19 protein-coding genes are annotated in these 18,868 nt (G+C 64.8%); 8 read left to right on the forward strand and 11 right to left on the reverse strand.

What is annotated here, in order from left to right; all coding sequences use genetic code 11:
* The first annotated feature begins 4 nt into the window (after positions 1–4).
* The 7 genes from V6N07_RS01985 (at position 5) to V6N07_RS02015 (ending at position 6,489) form a co-directional block, all read left to right on the forward strand.
* Positions 5–823, forward strand: coding sequence for an ATP-binding protein (locus V6N07_RS01985; RefSeq protein WP_371155367.1), 819 nt, complete (start codon positions 5–7; stop codon positions 821–823).
* Between the two features lie 122 nt (positions 824–945).
* Positions 946–2,136 (forward strand): ABC transporter substrate-binding protein, encoded by a 1,191-nt coding sequence (locus V6N07_RS01990; protein WP_371153619.1) that lies wholly within the window; start codon positions 946–948, stop codon positions 2,134–2,136.
* 69 nt (positions 2,137–2,205) lie between these two features.
* Positions 2,206–2,985 carry an ABC transporter ATP-binding protein gene (locus V6N07_RS01995; RefSeq protein ID WP_371153620.1) on the forward strand — a complete coding sequence of 260 codons (780 nt, stop codon included), beginning with the start codon at positions 2,206–2,208 and terminating at the stop codon, positions 2,983–2,985.
* On the forward strand, positions 2,982–3,800 hold the full coding sequence (locus tag V6N07_RS02000; protein ID WP_371153621.1) for an ABC transporter ATP-binding protein: 819 nt from the start codon (positions 2,982–2,984) through the stop codon (positions 3,798–3,800). Before V6N07_RS01995 ends, V6N07_RS02000 begins: the two co-directional genes overlap by 4 nt.
* A 3-nt stretch (positions 3,801–3,803) precedes the next feature.
* Positions 3,804–4,181, forward strand: coding sequence for a hypothetical protein (locus V6N07_RS02005; protein WP_371153622.1), 378 nt, complete (start codon positions 3,804–3,806; stop codon positions 4,179–4,181).
* The gene (locus V6N07_RS02010; RefSeq protein WP_371153623.1) at positions 4,181–5,191 is read left to right on the forward strand and encodes a branched-chain amino acid ABC transporter permease; all 1,011 of its coding nucleotides are present in this window, start codon (positions 4,181–4,183) and stop codon (positions 5,189–5,191) included. The genes V6N07_RS02005 and V6N07_RS02010 overlap by 1 nt, the downstream gene beginning before the upstream one ends.
* The gene (locus V6N07_RS02015; protein WP_371153624.1) at positions 5,188–6,489 is read left to right on the forward strand and encodes a branched-chain amino acid ABC transporter permease; all 1,302 of its coding nucleotides are present in this window, start codon (positions 5,188–5,190) and stop codon (positions 6,487–6,489) included. Before V6N07_RS02010 ends, V6N07_RS02015 begins: the two co-directional genes overlap by 4 nt.
* An 87-nt stretch (positions 6,490–6,576) precedes the next feature.
* On the opposite strand, the gene ispG is transcribed toward V6N07_RS02015, so the two are convergent.
* The 4 genes from ispG to V6N07_RS02035 form a co-directional block, all read right to left on the reverse strand.
* On the reverse strand, positions 6,577–7,707 hold the full coding sequence (gene ispG / locus V6N07_RS02020; protein WP_371153625.1) for a flavodoxin-dependent (E)-4-hydroxy-3-methylbut-2-enyl-diphosphate synthase: 1,131 nt from the start codon (positions 7,705–7,707) through the stop codon (positions 6,577–6,579).
* A 62-nt stretch (positions 7,708–7,769) separates the two neighbouring features.
* The gene (locus tag V6N07_RS02025) at positions 7,770–9,035 is read right to left on the reverse strand and encodes a helix-turn-helix domain-containing protein (protein WP_371153627.1); all 1,266 of its coding nucleotides are present in this window, start codon (positions 9,033–9,035) and stop codon (positions 7,770–7,772) included.
* A 170-nt stretch (positions 9,036–9,205) separates the two neighbouring features.
* Positions 9,206–10,432 (reverse strand): 5-aminolevulinate synthase, encoded by a 1,227-nt coding sequence (hemA, locus tag V6N07_RS02030; protein ID WP_371153629.1) that lies wholly within the window; start codon positions 10,430–10,432, stop codon positions 9,206–9,208.
* 103 nt (positions 10,433–10,535) lie between these two features.
* Positions 10,536–11,123, reverse strand: a complete 588-nt coding sequence (locus tag V6N07_RS02035; RefSeq protein WP_371153631.1) for a 5-aminolevulic acid synthase — start codon at positions 11,121–11,123, stop codon at positions 10,536–10,538.
* 161 nt (positions 11,124–11,284) lie between these two features.
* On the opposite strand from V6N07_RS02035, the gene V6N07_RS02040 reads away from it, so the two are divergent.
* Positions 11,285–12,664: a M20/M25/M40 family metallo-hydrolase gene (locus V6N07_RS02040; protein ID WP_371153633.1), complete on the forward strand. Its 1,380-nt coding sequence runs from the start codon at positions 11,285–11,287 to the stop codon at positions 12,662–12,664.
* A 92-nt stretch (positions 12,665–12,756) separates the two neighbouring features.
* Here V6N07_RS02040 and V6N07_RS02045 read toward each other — a convergent pair whose 3' ends face one another.
* The 7 genes from V6N07_RS02045 to V6N07_RS02075 all read right to left on the reverse strand — a co-directional run bounded on the left by V6N07_RS02045 (position 12,757) and on the right by V6N07_RS02075 (position 18,756).
* Positions 12,757–13,098 carry a hypothetical protein gene (locus V6N07_RS02045; protein ID WP_371153635.1) on the reverse strand — a complete coding sequence of 114 codons (342 nt, stop codon included), beginning with the start codon at positions 13,096–13,098 and terminating at the stop codon, positions 12,757–12,759.
* Positions 13,099–13,408: 310 nt separating this feature from the next.
* On the reverse strand, positions 13,409–14,026 hold the full coding sequence (locus tag V6N07_RS02050) for a TetR/AcrR family transcriptional regulator (RefSeq protein ID WP_371153636.1): 618 nt from the start codon (positions 14,024–14,026) through the stop codon (positions 13,409–13,411).
* Positions 14,019–14,891, reverse strand: coding sequence for a polyphosphate kinase 2 (ppk2, locus tag V6N07_RS02055; protein WP_371153638.1), 873 nt, complete (start codon positions 14,889–14,891; stop codon positions 14,019–14,021). Before ppk2 ends, V6N07_RS02050 begins: the two co-directional genes overlap by 8 nt.
* A 99-nt stretch (positions 14,892–14,990) precedes the next feature.
* Positions 14,991–15,968 (reverse strand): alpha/beta fold hydrolase, encoded by a 978-nt coding sequence (locus V6N07_RS02060; protein ID WP_371153639.1) that lies wholly within the window; start codon positions 15,966–15,968, stop codon positions 14,991–14,993.
* A complete protein-coding gene (metA, locus tag V6N07_RS02065; protein WP_371153641.1) occupies positions 15,968–16,918 on the reverse strand; it encodes a homoserine O-succinyltransferase in 951 nt (316 codons plus the stop codon). The genes V6N07_RS02060 and metA overlap by 1 nt, the downstream gene beginning before the upstream one ends.
* A 30-nt stretch (positions 16,919–16,948) precedes the next feature.
* Positions 16,949–17,821 carry an ATPase gene (locus V6N07_RS02070; protein WP_371153643.1) on the reverse strand — a complete coding sequence of 291 codons (873 nt, stop codon included), beginning with the start codon at positions 17,819–17,821 and terminating at the stop codon, positions 16,949–16,951.
* Between the two features lie 32 nt (positions 17,822–17,853).
* The gene (locus tag V6N07_RS02075; RefSeq protein ID WP_371153645.1) at positions 17,854–18,756 is read right to left on the reverse strand and encodes a DMT family transporter; all 903 of its coding nucleotides are present in this window, start codon (positions 18,754–18,756) and stop codon (positions 17,854–17,856) included.
* Positions 18,757–18,868 lie beyond the last annotated feature (112 nt).

An 18,868-nucleotide genomic window follows, 5' to 3' on the forward strand; every position in this document is an offset into this window, starting at 1 on the left:
CCAGATGTTGCAGCGGATCGCGGAGGCGTTGGAGCGTCTTGCCCCCGCACCGCAGGCGGCCCCGGATTTTTCTGCATCGGCTTATGTCTGGGACACGTCGCCCGACCGCCTCGTGCCCGTCGATCGGGTGAACCGCATTCCGCTGAACCTGCTGCTGGGGATCGATCGGGCACGTGATACCCTGTTGGAGAACACGCGACGTTTCGCGGAAGGCTTGCCTGCGAACAACGCGCTGTTGTGGGGTGCGCGTGGCATGGGAAAATCAAGCCTCGTCAAGGCGATCCATGGCGAACTTGAAGCGACCGGCCTCAAGCTCGTGGAGTTGCAGCGCGAGGACATCCAGACGGTCGGTCGCCTGCTGTCGCTGTTGCGCGACGCGCCGCACCGGTTCGTCCTCTATTGCGATGACCTCAGCTTCAGCCACGATGACGCGGCCTACAAGTCGCTGAAGGCGGTTCTGGATGGGGGGATCGAAGGGCGACCGGGCAACGTGATCTTCTACGCCACGTCGAACCGCCGCCACCTGATGCCCCGCGACATGATCGAGAATGAGCGCGGATCGGCCATCAACCCCGCCGAGGCGGTGGAGGAGAAGGTCTCTCTCTCCGATCGTTTCGGCCTCTGGCTTGGCTTCCACCCGTGCGATCAGGATGCCTATCTGGCAATGATCCGGGGCTATTGCGACGCCCACGGCCTGCAGATCACGGACGATGCCCTGCGCGCCGAGGCGATCGAATGGCAGGCGACACGCGGGTCGCGATCGGGTCGTGTCGCATGGCAATTCTTCACGGATCTTGCAGGTCGTCACGGCATCGCGGTCTGACTGCCTTTTTATTCGGCAAATGGCGCCGGGGAAGGGCCTGATCGCCCTTTCCAATGGAAAAATCCCATCATAGGCTTTTTGCTGGAACGGCCCGCGACAGGGTCGCCAACAGGGAGACGACAATGAAAAAGCTGCTGCTGGCTTCTGCCGCCACGCTTGCCACCACCGCCGCATTTGCCGACGGTCATTCGCCCGCCAAGCTGGGCATCATCCTCGGGTACACGGGCCCGATTGAATCGCTGACGGGCCACATGGCGGCCGGTGCGGAACTGGCCATCGCCGAGGTGAACGAAGCCGGCGGTGTTGCCGGTGGCATCATGCTCGAAGGTGTCCGCGGCGATTCGACCTGTGTGGACGCCGCTGCCGCCACCGCCGTGGCCGAACGCCAGATCACCTCCGACGGTATCGTCGGCATCATCGGCGGCGACTGCTCGGGCGTGACGGGGGCCATCCTGTCGAACGTGGCGATTCCGAACGGCATGCCGATGATCTCGCCTTCGGCGACCTCGCCCGCGCTGTCGACGGTCGAAGACAACGATCTGTTCTTCCGCACGGCGCCGTCGGATGCCCGCGAAGGTCAGGTCATGACCGAGATCCTGCTGGAGCGCGGCTTCGACTCCGTCGCGCTGACCTACACCAACAACGACTACGGCAAGGGTCTTGCCGACGCGTTCCAAAGCTCCTTCGAGGAAGCGGGCGGCGAAGTCACGATTTCCACCGCGCATGAAGACGGCAAGGCTGACTACTCGGCCGAAGTCGGGGCGCTGTCCGCTGCGGGCGGCGACATCCTCGTGGTGGCCGGCTACCTTGACCAGGGCGGCCTGGGCATCATCCGCTCCTCGCTCGACTCCGGTGCGTTCGAACAGTTCGTCCTGCCGGGCGGCATGATCGGCGCGTCGATCTTCGAAGCGCTCGGCACCGATCTCGAAGGCTCTTTCGGACAGATCGCGGGTTCGGATTCGGACGGCGCAGCCATTCTTGCCGAAATGGCGACGGAAGCTGGTTTCGACGGAACCTCCGCCTATACGCCCGAAAGCTATGACGCGGCGGCCCTGTTCGCCCTGGCGATGCAGGCGGCGGGTTCGACCGATCCCGCGGAATATGTCGGATCGATCCTGGACGTGGCAAACGCACCGGGGGAAAAGATCCTGCCGGGTGAGTTGGCCAAGGGCCTGCAGATCCTCGCGGACGGCGGCGAAATCGACTACGACGGCGCGACCTCGGTCGAGCTGATCGGTGGCGGCGAAAGCGCCGGTCGCTATCGCGAGCTGGAAGTCGTCGACGGCAAGGACACCACGGTCGGCTACCGCTGAATCGGATAGAATGACACAAGGCGGCCCCGGCATGACGTGCCGGGGCCGTTTCAGCAAGAAGGGCCCCCCATGATCGAGGTTCACGACCTGCACCGTCATTTCGGCGGTTTTCGCGCGGTCGATGGCGCCAGTCTCGCCATCAAGGAAGGATCGATCACCGGGTTGATCGGGCCGAATGGCGCGGGAAAGACGACGCTGTTCAATGTCATAGCGGGCGTTCTTAAACCGACCTCCGGGCGCGTCACGATGGCGGGCGAGGACATCACCGGCCTGCCGCCGCACGACCTGTTCCACATGGGTCTGTTGCGCACTTTCCAGATCGCGCACGAGTTCTCGTCGATGACCTGTCGCGAGAACCTGATGATGGTTCCGGGCGGGCAATCGGGCGAGACCCTGTGGAACACGTGGTTCGGGCGCAAACGCATCGCGGACGAGGAACGCGCGCTGCGCGCCAAGGCCGATCAGGTGCTGGAATTCCTGACGGTCGAACACCTTGCCGAACAGAAGGCGGGCCAGATTTCCGGCGGTCAGAAAAAGCTGCTGGAACTGGGGCGCACGATGATGGTCGATGCGCGCATCGTCTTTCTGGATGAGGTCGGGGCAGGCGTGAACCGCACGCTGCTCAACACCATTGGCGACGCGATCCTGCGCCTCAACCAGGAGCGGAACTATACCTTCGTCGTGATCGAGCATGATATGGATTTCATCGGCAAGATCAGTGACCACGTCATCTGCATGGCCGAAGGGCGCGTGCTGGCCGAAGGGTCGCTGCCTGAAATCAAGGCCAACGAACAGGTGATCGAGGCCTATCTGGGCACGGGGCTGAAGAACAAGGATGCGGTGGCATGACCGGTGGAGTGGAGCCGCGTGGCAACAAGGACGCCAGCATCGTCAACCCGCGTGCCGGTGGCACGATGCAGTCCGGGCATGCGCCGCAGGATCGCGCGCATACGGCGAATGCCTTCCTGATCGGGGACAGCATGACGGGCGGCTACGGCAGTGGCGCCGACATCCTGCACGATTGCACCATCGCGGTCGAAAAGGGCGAGATCGCCGTGATTGTCGGGCCGAACGGGGCGGGCAAGTCGACGGGCATGAAGGCCGTGTTCGGCATGTTGAACCTGCGCAAGGGCGGCGTGCGGTTGGACGGCGAGGACATCACCGCCCTGTCGCCGCAGGACCGGGTGGCCAAGGGCATGGCCTTCGTGCCGCAGACGTCCAACATCTTCACCTCCATGACGGTCGAGGAGAACCTTGAGATGGGCGCTTTCCTGCGGCGCGACGACATTCGTGGGACGATGGAGCAGATCTACGACCTGTTCCCGATCCTGCGCGACAAGCGGCGTCAGGCCGCCGGGGAACTGTCCGGTGGCCAGCGGCAGCAGGTCGCCGTGGGCCGTGCCCTGATGACGCAGCCGACCGTTCTGATGCTGGATGAGCCGACGGCGGGTGTCTCGCCCATCGTCATGGACGAACTTTTCGACCGCATCATCGAGGTCGCCCGAACGGGCATCTCGATCCTGATGGTTGAACAGAACGCACGTCAGGCGCTGGCCATTGCGGACAAGGGCTATGTGCTGGTGCAGGGGCGCAACGCGCATACCGGCACGGGCAAAGAACTGCTGGCGGACCCCGAGGTCCGGCGCAGCTTTCTGGGGGGCTAGAACATGCGTCCTGTCCTTCTTGCCGTCGCGCTGTCGATCCTGTCGACCGGGCCGTCCATCGCGGCGTCCCTCGTCTACGAATGTCGGTTCGAAACCACCTGTTCGGCGCATACCTGCACGCAGAGCGATCCAGCGCGTGACATGGTCTACAGGCTTGACGATGACGGCTCTGCCTGGTCCGTCAACCCGATCCGCGACCACGCCGTCACCGCCTCCGCCGGTAAGGGTGTCGTCAGCTTCGTGCAGGACGTCGCCGGTCGGATCCGGGCGACGACGGTCCTGTCGAACGGGCGCGCCGTCCATTCCAGCCATTCGGTCTTTCGCGAAGACATTGTCGCCATCCAGAGCTTCGGCTCCTGTCAGAAAACGGAGGCACTGTGATGGACCTTCTGAATGCATTCATCGTCCTGGCCAACTTCGTGTTGGTTCCGGCGATTGCCTATGGTTCCCAACTGGCCTTGGGCGCGCTTGGCGTCACGCTCGTCTACGGGATCCTGCGGTTTTCGAATTTCGCCCATGGTGACACGATGGCCTTCGGGACGATGGCCGTGATCCTGTGCACATGGGGCCTGCAGGCCGCCGGCGTGTCGTTCGGGCCGCTTCCGACGGCGTTGCTTGCATTGCCCGTGGGGATCGCCGCGGCGTCCCTGCTGGTGCTGGGCACCGATCGCCTGGTCTATCGCTTTTATCGCCGGACCAAGGCGGCGCCCGTGACCTTCGTCATCGCATCGCTTGGCGTGATGTTCGTGATGAACGGTCTCGTGCGGTTCATCATCGGTCCCGATGACCAGAGGTTCGCGGATGGCGAGCGTTTCCTGATCTCGGCCCGCGATTTCAAGACTTTGACCGGGCTGGACGAAGGCTTGGCGGTCCGCACGACGCAGGTGATCACGGTGATCGTCGCGATCGTCGTCGTCGCCTTGCTGTTCTGGTTCCTCAACAAGACGCGGACCGGAAAATCGATGCGCGCCTTTTCCGATAACGAGGATCTGGCCCTGTTGTCGGGTATCAACCCGGAACGGGTGGTGGTCTATACCTGGTTGATCGTGGCGGCCTTGGCGACCATCGCCGGCACGCTCTATGGTCTCGACAAGTCCTTCAAGCCCTTCACCTATTTCCAACTTTTGCTGCCGATATTCGCGGCCGCGATCGTGGGGGGGCTCGGGTCGCCGCTCGGGGCGATCGCGGGCGGGTTCGTCATTGCCTTCGCGGAAGTGACGATCACCTATCCCCTCAAGAAGGTGCTGGGATACGCCCTGCCGGAGGCATGGGAACCCGACAACCTCGTCCAGCTTCTGTCCACGGACTACAAGTTCGCGGTCAGCTTCATGATCCTTCTGATCGTCCTTTTGTTCCGGCCCACCGGATTGTTCGCGGGGAAATCGGTATGAATACGCTGCGTCCACGCGACCTTGCCCTGTTCGCCTTCGTCATCGTCCTGTTCGTGGCGACTGGCTTGCTGCAGTCATGGAACCTTACGCTGACGATCCTGAACATGGGCCTGATCTCGGCGATCATGGCGCTCGGGGTGAACATGCAGTGGGGCTATGCGGGCCTCTTCAATGTCGGCATCATGGGGTTTGTCGCCCTTGGCGGTCTGGGTGCCGTTCTCGTGTCGATGCCCCCGACGGGCGAGGCATGGGCCGTGGGCGGCGCGCGTGTTCTGGCGGGGCTGGCCCTTGGCGGCGCAACGGTCATCGCCGCGATCCTCGTCTGGTCGCGGATCACGCGCTATCGCGGCGTGGTCGTGGCCGTCATCCTGATTGCCGGCTTCTTCATCTTCCGGTCCGTCTTCGATCAGGGCGTGGCAGCGATCGAGTCTGTGGACCCCGCTGCGACCGGCTACCTTGGTGGTCTTGGCCTGCCCGTGATCCTGTCCTGGCCCGTTGGCGGTGCGTTGGCGGCTGGGGCGGCGTGGATCATCGGCAAGACCGCCCTTGGCCTGCGCTCGGACTATCTTGCGATTGCGACGCTTGGCATCGCGGAAATCATCATCGCGGTCCTCAAGCACGAGGATTGGATGTCGCGCGGCGTCAAGAACGTGATCGGCCTGCCGCGCCCCGTTCCCTATGAGATCGACCTTCAGAACTCCGAAGCCTTCGTGGCGCGCATGACCGCCTGGGGGTTCGACCCGGTGACGGCCTCGTCGATCACGGTCAAGCTGGGCTATACGGCCTTGTTCCTGGCGGTCCTCGCGATCCTGCTCTGGCTGGCGCAGGCGGCCCTTGCCTCGCCATGGGGGCGGATGATGCGCGCCATTCGCGACAACGAGGATGCGGCAGAGGCGATGGGCAAGGACGTCACCCGCCGTCACCTGCAGATCTTCGTGCTGGGATCGGCGGTCTGCGGCCTGGCAGGGGCGATGATGACCACCCTCGACGGACAGCTGACGCCGGGCACCTATCAGCCGCTGCGCTACACCTTCCTTGTCTGGGTGATGGTGATCGTCGGCGGGTCCGGCAACAATTGGGGCGCCGTTCTGGGCGGGTTCCTTGTCTGGTGGCTGTGGGTTCAGGTAGAGCCTATCGGCTTCATGATCATGAATGCCGTCACCGCCGGCATGGCCGATGGATCGTGGCTCAAGGGGCATCTGATCGACTCGGTCGCGCATATGCGGTTGCTGACGATGGGGGCGATCCTGCTGCTGGTGCTTCGGTTCTCGCCCAAGGGGCTGATCCCGGAGCGGTAGGCGCCGCCACCGGCGAACGAAAGAACCGGGGGGCTGTCAGGCCCCCCGGTTTTTTTTTCTGCGGTATCAGGAACGCCAGTGGCGCGACTATTCGGCGGCGGCTGTCGCGGTGTTCTGCGCCTCGATCTGGGCGGCGCGCTTCTCGACCTGTTCGACGATGTGGTCGACCATCTGGTCGTTGGACAGCTTGTGGCTCTGCTTGCCGGCCAGATAGACCATGCCCGCCCCGTTGCCGCCACCGGTGAAGCCGACATCGGTCATCAGGGCCTCACCGGGGCCGTTGACGACGCAGCCGATGATGGAAAGGGACATGGGCGTCTTGATGTGTTCCAGCCGCTTTTCCAGCGCCTCGACCGTCTTGATCACGTCGAACCCCTGACGCGCGCACGACGGGCAGGAGATGACGTTGACGCCCCGGTGACGCAGGCCGAGGGATTTCAGGATCTCGTAACCGACCTTGACCTCCTCCACCGGGTCCGCAGACAGGGAAACGCGGATCGTGTCACCGATCCCCATCCACAAGAGGTTGCCAAGGCCGATCGCCGACTTGATCGTGCCGGAGGTCAGGCCACCAGCCTCGGTGATGCCCAGGTGGATCGGTGCGTCGGTCTGTTCGGCCAGACCCTGATAGGCGGCGGCGGCCATGAAGACGTCCGATGCCTTGCAGCTGATCTTGTACTCGTGGAAATCGTTGTCCTCGAGGATGCGAATATGGTCCAGCCCGCTTTCGATCATCGCATCGGGGCAGGGTTCTCCGTATTTTTCAAGCAGATGCTTTTCAAGGCTACCCGCATTCACGCCAATGCGGATCGAGCAGGCATGATCGCGCGCGGCCTTGATCACTTCGGCCACGCGGGTGGCATCACCGATGTTGCCGGGGTTGATCCGCAGGCAGGCGGCCCCGGCCTCGGCGGCCTCGATCCCGCGTTTGTAGTGGAAATGGATGTCGGCGACGATCGGGACCGGGCTTTCGCGCACGATCTCCTTAAGGGCCTTGGATGACGCCTCATCGGGGACGGAGACGCGGACGATGTCGGCGCCCGCCTCGGCCGCCGCCTGCACCTGCGCGATGGTCGCCGCCACATCGGTGGTCAACGTGTTGGTCATCGTCTGGACGGTGATCGGCGCATCGCCACCGACGGGCACGTTGCCGACCATGATCTGACGGGATTTCCGGCGGTCGATCTGTCGCCAGGGGCGGATGGCGTGAAGGGACATTTGCGGCCTCGTCTGCGGATTACCCTACCGAGGTAAGGCCCCGCAGGGCGCGGCGCAACCGGTCACTCGGCCGTTGTGTCAGCACCCGGAAGGGCGGGTTCCGCCGCCAGTTCGGCCACGACGCGGGCGATGTCGCTGTCGTCCGTCAGGTCGGCAAGGGCATAGGTCTCCGTCACCAGCTCGGCCGAGATGTCCGTGGTCAGGACCTGTGCGCCGGGAGCGATGGGGCCATATGTCTGACCCGCGACGGAAAAGAAGACCGCGCCGGTGTTGCCGGTGCGCAGGGACACGGGGGAATCCGTTGCCGGGATCTCGAACGTATCGCCGGCGGCCAATTCCCGCTGCAACAGCTCCTGCCCATCGGCGGTGCGGACGCGGACCCATGCATTGCGGGCGGCCACGATCACGACGGCATCGGGCGCGGATGCCAGAACCTTGGGCGTGGTCGGACCTGCGGGTGTGTCAACGGTGGCGTCAACGGCCACGGCTTCGGCAAGGGCGCGGTCGATGGCGGTGCCGAAGGCATCGGAATCGGTGGTTGGCGTGGCCGAGGCGAGCGCCCCGGTCGTGCCCGGACGGATCGTCGCGATCGGCGCATCGCGCGCGGTCAGGATCGGCGCATCAAGGGCCTGGGGCCGGTACAGACGGGTCAGCGCATCGGACGGCGCGGGCACATCGACGCCAACAACCTCGGGCGTGTCGCTTTGCGCAAGGGTCGGGGCGAGGGGGTCGAGTTCCGCCACCAGTTCGGGCGCCTGTTCCACCGGCGCGACCTGCACGCGCTGAATCTCCTGCACGAGGGTCCAGCCACCGTAGCCGAGACCGCCGACCAACAGGGCCAGAACGGCAAGCGATCCCAATGCGCCGGGCTCGAACCCTGCGAAAACCGGTGTAGCCTTGTTGGCGAACGGATTGCCGGATCCCATCAACGGATCGACCGGCGCTGCGGCCTTGTTCTTCTTGGCCAAAGTGCCCGAGGCGACGGCACCAAGCGCGGGCAGGGGCCCAAGGCCCGTCTTGCGCGGAATTTCCGATTCCATCGGTTTGAGGGCCGAGATGCCGCCAAAGCCGGATTCCTCGCAGAACCGCGCGAACACGATCTCGGGGTCCATGGCGAGATAGCGCGCATAGCTGCGGACATAACCGGCGACGAAGGACTGACTGTCGAATGCGGACAGATCCGCGTTTTCGATAGCGGCGATGTAACTGGCGCGAATGCGAAGCTCCCGCTGCACATCCATGAGCGATTTGCCCAAGGTCGCGCGCTCTCCACGCATTTCGTCGCCCAGTCGCATCTCATAGGAATCGAAACCCCGATCAGGGCTCATGACTTTAGAGATGAATTTCGACTTACGGAAAAACATAAGCCTGCCCCTCGAAGATTGTGGTCGCGCCTCTTTGTGCGCGATTCCGTCTCGATATGGGCTCCGACTCCCCAGTCGTTACCCCACTGCCAGCCTTAGGCTAGCACCTATCGACCTACAATGCACGGTTTCAATCAACCTGCGGCTTGGGCACGATTTAGCGCACAATGCGACCACAGATCGTCCATCCCGCGCACGAGTGCGTCAATCATTGGCGGATTGTGCACGGGTGAAGGGGTGAAGCGGAGGCGTTCCGTCCCGCGTGGAACGGTGGGGTAATTGATCGGCTGCACATAGACGCCGTGGTCCGACAGAAGCCGGTCCGAGATCATCTTGCACTTGACCGGATCGCCGACATGGACCGGCACGATATGGCTGCCGTGGTCGATGATCGGCAGGCCGAGGCCGCGCAGGCGCAGCTTCAGGACGGCCGCGCGTTCCTGATGCAGATCACGCAGCGCCTGATCTGTCTTGAGGTGACGGACACTGGCCGCCGCACCGGCGGCGATCGCGGGCGGGATCGACGTCGTGAAGATGAAACCGGGCGCATAGCTGCGGATCGCATCGCACATGCGGGCCGAGGCCGCGATATAGCCGCCCATCACGCCATAGGCCTTGGCCAACGTGCCATTGATGATGTCCAGCCGGTCCATCAGACCATCGCGTTCGGCGACACCGCCACCGCGGGGGCCATACATGCCGACGGCGTGCACCTCGTCGATGTAGGTCAGCGCACCGAATTCATCGGCAAGGTCACAGATTTCGGCAATCAGGCCGAAGTCGCCGTCCATCGAATAGATCGATTCGAAGGCGATCAGCTTGGGCGCCTGCGGATCGTCCGCTTCCAGAAGCTCGCGCAGGTGGGCCAGATCGTTGTGGCGGAAGATGCGCTTGGCCCCGCCGTTGCGGCGCACGCCTTCGATCATCGAGGCATGGTTCAGGGCGTCGGAATAGATGATCAGGCCGGGGAACAGCTTGGGCAGGGTCGACAGCGTGGCGTCGTTGGCGATGTAGGCCGAGGTGAAGACCAGCGCCGCCTCCTTGCCGTGCAGGTCGGCAAGCTCCGATTCCAGTTCCTTGTGGAACACCGTCGTGCCCGAGATGTTGCGCGTCCCACCCGAGCCCGCGCCCGTCGCCTCGATTGCGTCATGCATCGCCGACAGAACGACGGGATGCTGACCCATCCCGAGGTAGTCGTTCCCGCACCAGACGGTAATCTCCTGCGTGGTGCCGTCGGCCTTGTTCCAGGTGGCGTGGGGGAATTGACCGCGGTGACGCTCGATATCGATGAAGGTCCGGTAGCGGCCTTCTTCGTGGAGGGCAGCAATCGCCTTGTCCAGCGCCAGCGCATAATCGGTCATACGGTCGTCCTTTTCGTGTGGGCCATCCCGCCCGTCGGTTCTTGGGCATGTAGTGCCCCCAACCTGTCGAGAACAGGTTACAGTTTGTCGCGCAAAGCGCCGGTCACTTCGCAACCGCAACGGTGCAGTCGCCCGCACCCGAGGCCGCGCAGGTCGAAATTGCCGCGGCACCGCCATCGCCGAGGCCCCATGCTCCGGTGCCCGGACTGATCGCAAGGGCCGCATTGGCACCCGCACGCCCGAAATCGCGGCCGTCTACGGCGCGACTGGCATCCTGGCTCAGCGTCAGGGCGCGGCCGGCCTCGTAGCGGCGCGGCGTCACTTCGGCCACAACCACACAGGCCGCACCGCCGGACCGCTTGTCGTTACACCCGGCAACCGCGGCGGCGCGCGCCGCCTGCAGGGAATGATAGTTGAACGCACCGGTCGAGGTATCCGCCTGCAGACCCGCATCGGGTGCAATCGCCAGCGCCCCGTAATACTTGAGCGATGCAAGGCGCGGCATCTCGCGCAGCGTGGCAAGGTCGAGATCGGACAGGGAAGGATGCTGCAGGATCGACATGTCCGAATTGCGGGTTCCGAACAGCTCCCGCTTGGCCGTCCTCTGGTCCGGCACATCCTGTGCCGAGGCTGGCATCGCCAGTGACATGGCCAGCAGAACCGGCGTCAGAAGGGATGTCGGGTTGCGCATCTGGGCCTCCGCGATTGTCGTCGTGCTGGGCGACTTAGCGCGAAACCGGGCATTTGCCCAGTGCGCTTGCGCAGATGGTCGTGCCGCGTCGGCACCTCTGGACACCTTCCACGACAGGGCGCACGTTCGCCAGCGAAACACTCCAACCCATAGGCCATTCGATGTCCGATCCGATCCCCGCCGTTCTCGACCGTCTGGATGCGGGCCAATCCGCCGCGCTCGACCGTCTGACCGCGCTTCTGCGCATCCCCTCCATCTCGACCGATCCGGCGCATGCGGGCGATTGCGAGGCGGCGGCCGACTGGCTGGTGGCCGAATTGACGGACCTCGGATTCGAGGCGTCGAAGCGGCCCACCCCCGGACACCCGATGGTCGTGGCGCACGGCGGTGCGGGGGACCGGCATGTCCTGTTCTATGGCCACTACGACGTGCAGCCGGTGGACCCGCTGGCCCTGTGGACGCGCGATCCGTTCGACCCGGTGGTCGAAGAGACGGCCAACGGACCGGTCATCCGGGCACGGGGGGCCAGCGACGACAAGGGCCAGTTGATGACCTTCCTCGAAGCCTGCCGCGCCTGGCGCGATGAGACCGGTTCGCTGCCCTGCCGGATCACGGTCCTGATCGAGGGGGAGGAGGAGTCCGGCTCACCTTCGCTGGTGCCGTTCCTGAAGGACAATGCCGAGGAGCTGCGCGCGGAGGTCGCGTTGATCTGCGACACGGGCCTGTTCGATGACCGCGAACCCACCATCCTGAGCAGTCTGCGCGGCCTCGTCGGCGAGGAGATCACGGTTACGGGCCCGGATCGCGATCTGCATTCGGGCATGTATGGCGGCCCCGCCATGAATCCGGCCCGCGTTCTGACGCGTATCCTCGGGGGGCTGCACGACGATGACGGCGCGGTCACGCTTCCGGGCTTCTACGACGGCGTGGCCGAGGTGCCGCAAGAGGTGATGGAGGGCTGGCGCGGCCTGAACTTCTCGGCCGAGGCGTTCCTTGGCGAGGTGGGGCTGGCGGACCTTGCCGGGGAAAAGGGGCGCACGGCGCTGGAGATGCTGTGGTCGCGTCCGACGGCCGAGATCAATGGCCTGTCCTCGGGCTATACCGGGGCGGGCTTCAAGACGGTTCTGCCGTCAGAGGCGCGGGCCAAGGTCAGCTTTCGCCTTGTGGGTGGACAGGATCCGGCCCGCATTCGGGAATCGTTCCGTGACTGGGTACTTGCCCAGATGCCCGGCGATTGCCGCGTGACATTCGCGGACCACGGGGCAGGGGCCGCAGCGACGATGACGATGGAGCATCCGGCCTTCGACGCCGCCCGCGATGCGCTTGGGGTCGAGTGGGGAATGCCTGCCACCCTGACGGGCGGCGCGGGGTCCATTCCGATCGCAACCCATTTCCAGACCATCCTCGGGATGGATTCGATGCTGACCGGGTTCGCCAAATCGTCGGACGCGATCCATTCCCCGAACGAGAAATACGACGTGTCGTCATTCCACGTCGGCGCACGATGCTGGGCACGGATCCTGGGAACGCTGGGCGGCTGAACGAAAATACCCCTCGCCCCGAGGGATCGGGCGAGGGGTATCGTCTGGCTGCATTCCGGGGCTGGGGAAGCCCCCGGTGTCAGCGACCCATATCAGTCGTTTTCGCGGCTCTCGGCATCGATACGTGCGAAGATGTCCGAACCATAGGTTGCCTGCGACTGAACCGTGGTGGACCCGTTCACACCGCGCAGTTCGTTGCGGTTGTCGGCGTCCTGGTTGAACTGACGGTAGGCTTCGTCGAACGAACCCGAACGGCTGGAGGCGGTGGAATCGCCTGCGACACCGCCGACGGGCGTGGCGCGTTCGTTCTTGCTGTCGATATCCTGGTTGAAGTGCTGGATCGCGGCCAGCGGACCGGCATTGACGGTCTGCGCGGTGGCGGCGCCGGACAGGCCAGCGGTTGCGATCAGGGCAGAAGCGATAAGCGTTTTCATGGTCTTGTTCCTTGTCTGTGCGCCCCGCGATTGTGCGCCGGGGCTGTTGGTCTCTGTGTGGCTTGGCATCATTGCCTGCCGATGAGTTGGATTTAGACCTGCCCCGACCCGCCTTCAATGAACGGAAGCGTGATAAAGAAGCGATAAGGGTGCGCCCATGCACATCCAGAAAGCCGCTTTGCACCAACTTCACCAACGCGCGAGAACGGCACACACAGGCGTGAAAACGGAAGGACTCCGGGGAACAAAACCGGGCGAAAGGTGTTCTGCGGTCGCTCTTTCAGGCGGACACCGAAGGCGCGCAGGTGCGTCAGGATTCGGCGGCGACCAACCCCAGACCGCGAAGATACACACCGATCCCCGCTTCCAGCAGATCCTCGGGCGGGAACGGCGTGTTCGCGCCCGGCTTGCCCCGCGCGAACAGCTCCACCACGCCGTGCGACATCGCCCAGATATGGGCGCTGACCATGGCCGCGGGGGGGCGGCGATCCTCGGGGATGTGGCGTGACAGGTTCTCGGCGGCCTGTTCCAGAACCCCCCGCGACCGGTTCACCGCACGGCTCAGTTCGGGCGTCGCATGGCGGGACAAGCCGCTTTCGAACATCGCCATGTAGTGACCGGGATGCTTGCGCGCAAAGGCAAGATAGGCCCGGCCCGTCGCCTCGAATGCCGACAGCGCCGAAGGCTGACCGGATTCGAAGGCATATTCCATCAGGTCGCCAAAGATCTCGTGGCCCTGAAGGGCGCATTCGATGATCAGGTCCTCTCGCCCCTCGAAATGGCGATAGACCGCGGCTGGCGTGACGCCCGCCTGTTTCGCCGCCTCCGACAGGGTAAAGCCGGTCGGGCCCTTTTCCTCGATCAGGGAAAGGGCAGCATCGACCAAGGCCTGTCGCAGGTTGCCGTGATGATAGCCGCGTTTAGGCACCGTTCAGCCAAAGCTCCGGCCCGCCGGCAATCGCCGGATCGATGATCAGCTTGCTGTCGTCCCGACCGGCATATTCGATACGGCACAGAACGGACCGAATGGTCTCCAACCGCGCGCGCCGCTTGTCGTCGGACCGTACGACCGTCCAGGGGGCGGTGGCGGTATGGGTGCGCTCGAAGGTTTCGTGGATCGCGACCGTATAGGCATCCCAGCGGGACAACCCCTCCACGTCGATCCACGACAGCTTCCAATGCTTGAGCGCGTCCTCCTCGCGGGCGAGGAACCGGCGCAGCTGCTCGGCCCGCCCGACGTTCAGCCAGACCTTGATCAACGTCGTGCCTTCCTCGACCTGCATCCGCTCGAAATCGGGGACCTGTCCGAAAAAGACCTCGCGCTGCTCCGGCGTGCAGAAGTCGAAGACATGTTCCACGACCGCCCGATTGTACCAGCTGCGGTCGAACAGGACCATCTCGCCGTGCGCGGGCAGGTGGCAGACGTAGCGCTGAAAATACCATTGGCCGGCTTCGCGGTCCGTCGGCTTTTGCAGGGCCACGACCCGCGCGATCCGCGGGTTCAGGTTTTCGCGCATCCGCTTGATCGTCCCGCCCTTGCCGGCGGCATCACGGCCTTCGAACACCACCGCGACGCGCGTCTTGCTGTCGCGCAGCCACGCCTGACACTTGACCAGCTCGATCTGAAGATCGGCTAGTTGCTCTTCGTAGTCGTCCTTTTCCATCCAGCGGTCGTAAGGAAAGTCATCGGTCAGGATGTCCTTCTTCGACCCCTCCTCGATGGCGCGGCGGATCTCCTCCGGGGCCGCGTCCTCGTAGTAGCGGGTGATGGCGGCGTCGAAGGGTTTTTCCATGGGGCGCGTCCTTTCCTCGGTCTGTCCTATATGGAGAGGCTGCGCGCGCACGGCCAGCCCCCCAACATCTGCCCCGCCGTTAGGGCGACGGGCCGGGGGCTACGCGGCGCCGTCGATGCGGTCGATCGCGTCGATGACGGCGTCGGGGTGCACATGATGCGGCATGTGGCCCGTACCCTCCAGCAGCGTCAGATTGGTGTGGGGCACGATCTGCTTGAACGGATGCGCGTGGACGGAGGCCGGGACGATCGTGTCGGCGGTGCCGTGCAGCCATTCGATCGGCAGGGTCAGGCCGGTATAGCGCGCCTGCATCGCGGTGATATGCGGCTTGAGGCCATTCACCTGCCGCGCATTTGCGCGCAACGACCGCCGCCGCAACGTCAGCTGCCCGCCGATATGGTCGAGATACCCGGTCGGCATCGGGTCGGGGCGAAAGATGGCGCGGGTGATGTCGTCGATCTTGGTGTCTGGCACCATCGCGGTGATCGCGGGCACGGCGACGGCCCCGCCGGGCGCCGAGGCGTTGACCGCATATAGCGGGCCCAAGCCGCCCTGCCACCGCATTGCCGCCGGCGCCAGCAGGACCAGCCCGCGCGTTGCATGGTCCAATGCCCAAGCCAGCGCGACGGCGCCCCCGAAACTGTGCCCCAGAACGATGGGCGCGCCATCGTCCGCGCGCACCGTATCGTAGGCGGCCGCCAGAAGGGCGGCCTGTTCCATCGGGCTTTCGGCGCGGGAGGTCCAGGCCGCGTCATAGGTCGGGTTCGTGCGCCCGGTATAGCCAAGCCCCGGACGGTCGATGGCAATGCAACGATAGCGGTCGCGCAGGCGCGGGATCAGGTCGAACGTCCATTCGCGCAGGTTGCCGGATGCGCCGTGGATCATCACAAGGTCCGGGCCGGTACCCTCGACGACCATGTGAACAGGCACGCCGCCGATGTCGTGGATCGTTCCGCTGGGGGGGAAGGCCGCTTCGGCCGCCGCCTCGCGCGCGGCGGCGCGCCGTGCGATGCCGCCCCCGATCAGCGCGGTCAGGCCCACCGATGCGCCACCCGCGATCAAGGCGCGCCGGGGCATCACAGCTGTTCGGTCGGACCGCCAAGCACCTGACGGTGCGTGCCGATCAGCGACATGTCGAACGGGGTCGTCTGATAGATCTCGTTGATCCAGTTCCCGTATAGAAGATGTGCGTGACTGCGCCAGTGGTTGACGGGCGCGCGGCTGGGATCATCGTCGGGATAATAGTTGCCGGGCACGTTGATCGGGGTGCCATTGGCGACGTCACGCTCATATTCCTTCTGCAGCGTGTCGCTGTCGTATTCGAAGTGGTTGAAGATGTGGATCGCGCGGTGGGCCTTGTCCTCGATCAGACAGGGGCCCGTTTCCTCGGACCCGAGCAGGACGCGCATGCCCGCGGCCTCCACCTCGTCGCGCCGCACCTCGGTCCAGCGCGACACCGGGATCACGCAATCGTCGGAAAACCCGCGCAGATAGGGGGAAGACGGATCCTCGTTCTGAACCCGGAAACAGCCGAAGTGCTTTTGCGGCAGGATGTGCTTGTGCACCTTGTGGAAATGCCAGGCCATCGCCATCCCGCCCCAGCAGACGCCGAAGGTGGAATGCACGTTGGTCTGCGTCCAGTCCATGATCTCGCGCAGCTCGTCCCAGTAGGTCACCTCTTCGAAGGGGAGGTGTTCGATGGGGGAACCGGTGATGATCAGGCCGTCGAACTTCTGGTCCTTCACCTCCTGAAAGGTGCGGTAGAAGCTTTCCATGTGCTCGGGCGCGGTATGGCGCGACTTGTGCTCCGTCATGCGGATCAGCGTCAGGTCGATCTGCAGCGGGGTCGCGCCGATCAGGCGGGCGAACTGTGTCTCGGTGGTGATCTTCATCGGCATCAGGTTCAGCAACCCGATGCGCAGCGCGCGAATGTCCTGCCGCGTGGCATCCGCATCCGACATCACCATCACACCCTCGGATCCGAGAACGTTGTAGGCGGGCAGGTCGCGGGGCAGGGTAATGGGCATGGTCGGTTCCGGTGTCGTGGGACGGAAGAGTTAGGCGCCCTTGCCCGCCCTGCCAAGGGCCGCGGACACAAGCTCGGTCACGTCATCGGCATCACGGACGCTCGCGACCTCGGCGGCGGTGGTCGTCACGCCCCAGTTCGCGGCCATCGCGGCATAGCGGGGGTGGCGTTCGGCGATCGCCGCCCCATAGGCGTGCACCGCGAAGGCGCGCGGGTCCACCGCATCCGGCGCGGTGCCGGTCATGTCGAGATACGCCTGCCACTGCTGTGCAAGGAATGCCGGGCGATAGCACATCGGCTTGGGGTCGCGGGCAAAGCGGTTGATCAGGGTCTGCGTATGGTCGGGCGTCCCTTCGATCCAGACCATGAGGGAGTTTTGCGACAATGCCGTCAACGCAGGGTCGGCCGGATCCTCCGGGTCCACGACCTCGCAGATGGATCCACCGGTGTCGCATACGAAATTGTCGTAGCCATAGATGTCCCGCGCCCGTTCGATGAAATGGGGCGTGTCCAGCAGGGCGTTGATCTCGGCGCGCACATGCAGTTCCTGCCGCCGTTCGTATTCGGCCATCGGCAGGCCGCCGCGCGCGGGATCGCCCGGTTGGCCAAGGTATGCCGACAGCGGGGCGAGGTTCCCGAAACTGATGTTGGAGCCGATGTAGATGCTGTCGGTGCGCAGAAGTTGCGCAAGGAAAGGCACGCGCATCGCCTCGCGCTTGAGGTTGTCGTTGATATGCTCGCCCATGTAGGCGGTGCCGATGCGGTAATCGATGGAGTAGTGGAACCACGCCCCGGAGTCGCGCAGGATCTGGCTGACGTGCGTCTTGCCAAGACCGGACATGCCAAAGAACGTCACCCTGCGGGAGGCGGCATCGCGCCAGTCTGATACGCTGTCGTAGAACATGGCCCCTCGCGTAGCCGTGGCCCCCGGCGGCGTCAACGGCGCATCAGCACCCGCAGGACGCGCCCGTCGATGATCAGAAGGCCCGCCACCAGCAGGCCAAACCCGAGGTAGACATTCGCGGACAGCACCTCGTCGCGCAGCCACGCGCCCAGCAGGATGGCAACCGGCGCGACCATCAGGGTGCACAGCATGGTGTTTCCGCTGCCGACCATGGCGAGGACGCGGAAATACAGAAGGTAGGCGACCGCCGTGGCGATGACGGCGTAATAGGCGATGGCCAGGATCGTATCGCCCTGCGTCGGCACGACGATCCCGTCGAGGGTCAGGGCCAGCGGGATCATGACAAGCGACGATCCCGTCAGCATGCCCGCCGCCTGCACCTGCGGCGACAACCCCGTCAGGCGCACGCGCGCCCAGACCGATGCGAAAGCATAGCTGATCGTGCCCGTCACGACCGCCAGTTGCGCAGCCGACCGCAGATCGAAGGACGCGAGGTTGTGCAACCCGATGGCAGTCGCCACCCCGAGGAACCCGATAGACACGCCGATTCCGCGGCGCCACGTCAGGTTTTCGTCGGCAAGCAGCAGCGCGGCCACAAGAACACCGAAGATCGCCGTCGCCGCGTTCAGGATGGAGGTCAGGCCGGTCTCGATGTGCAACTGGCCCCACGCCATCAGGAGGAACGGAAAGACGTTGTTGAGCAGACCCATCACCAAAAGCGCCCCCCATGTCCGCCAGTCGGACGGGACGGGCAGGCGGCGCAGGGCGACGTAGACCCACAGGATCAACGCGGCAACGCCCACCCTATAGGCGACGGAGGTGACGAACGGGATCTCGTCCAGCGCGACGCGGATCGAAAGGAAGCTGCCACCCCAGATCAGGGCTAGCAGGCCGAGTTCGCCCCAGGCGCGGGTGGTCATGTCACGGGTGCTCATGGCGACGGGCTACGGCAGGGGGCGGCGTCCCGCCACCCGTTTCCTGCGGTTTGGTGACCCGAACGAAATGCGCCCCGTCGATGGGACGGGGCGCTGTGCACGATCTGATGGA

Origin of the sequence: Jannaschia sp. 2305UL9-9, assembly GCF_041403465.1 — a bacterium.
In the GTDB taxonomy this organism is placed as follows: domain Bacteria; phylum Pseudomonadota; class Alphaproteobacteria; order Rhodobacterales; family Rhodobacteraceae; genus Jannaschia.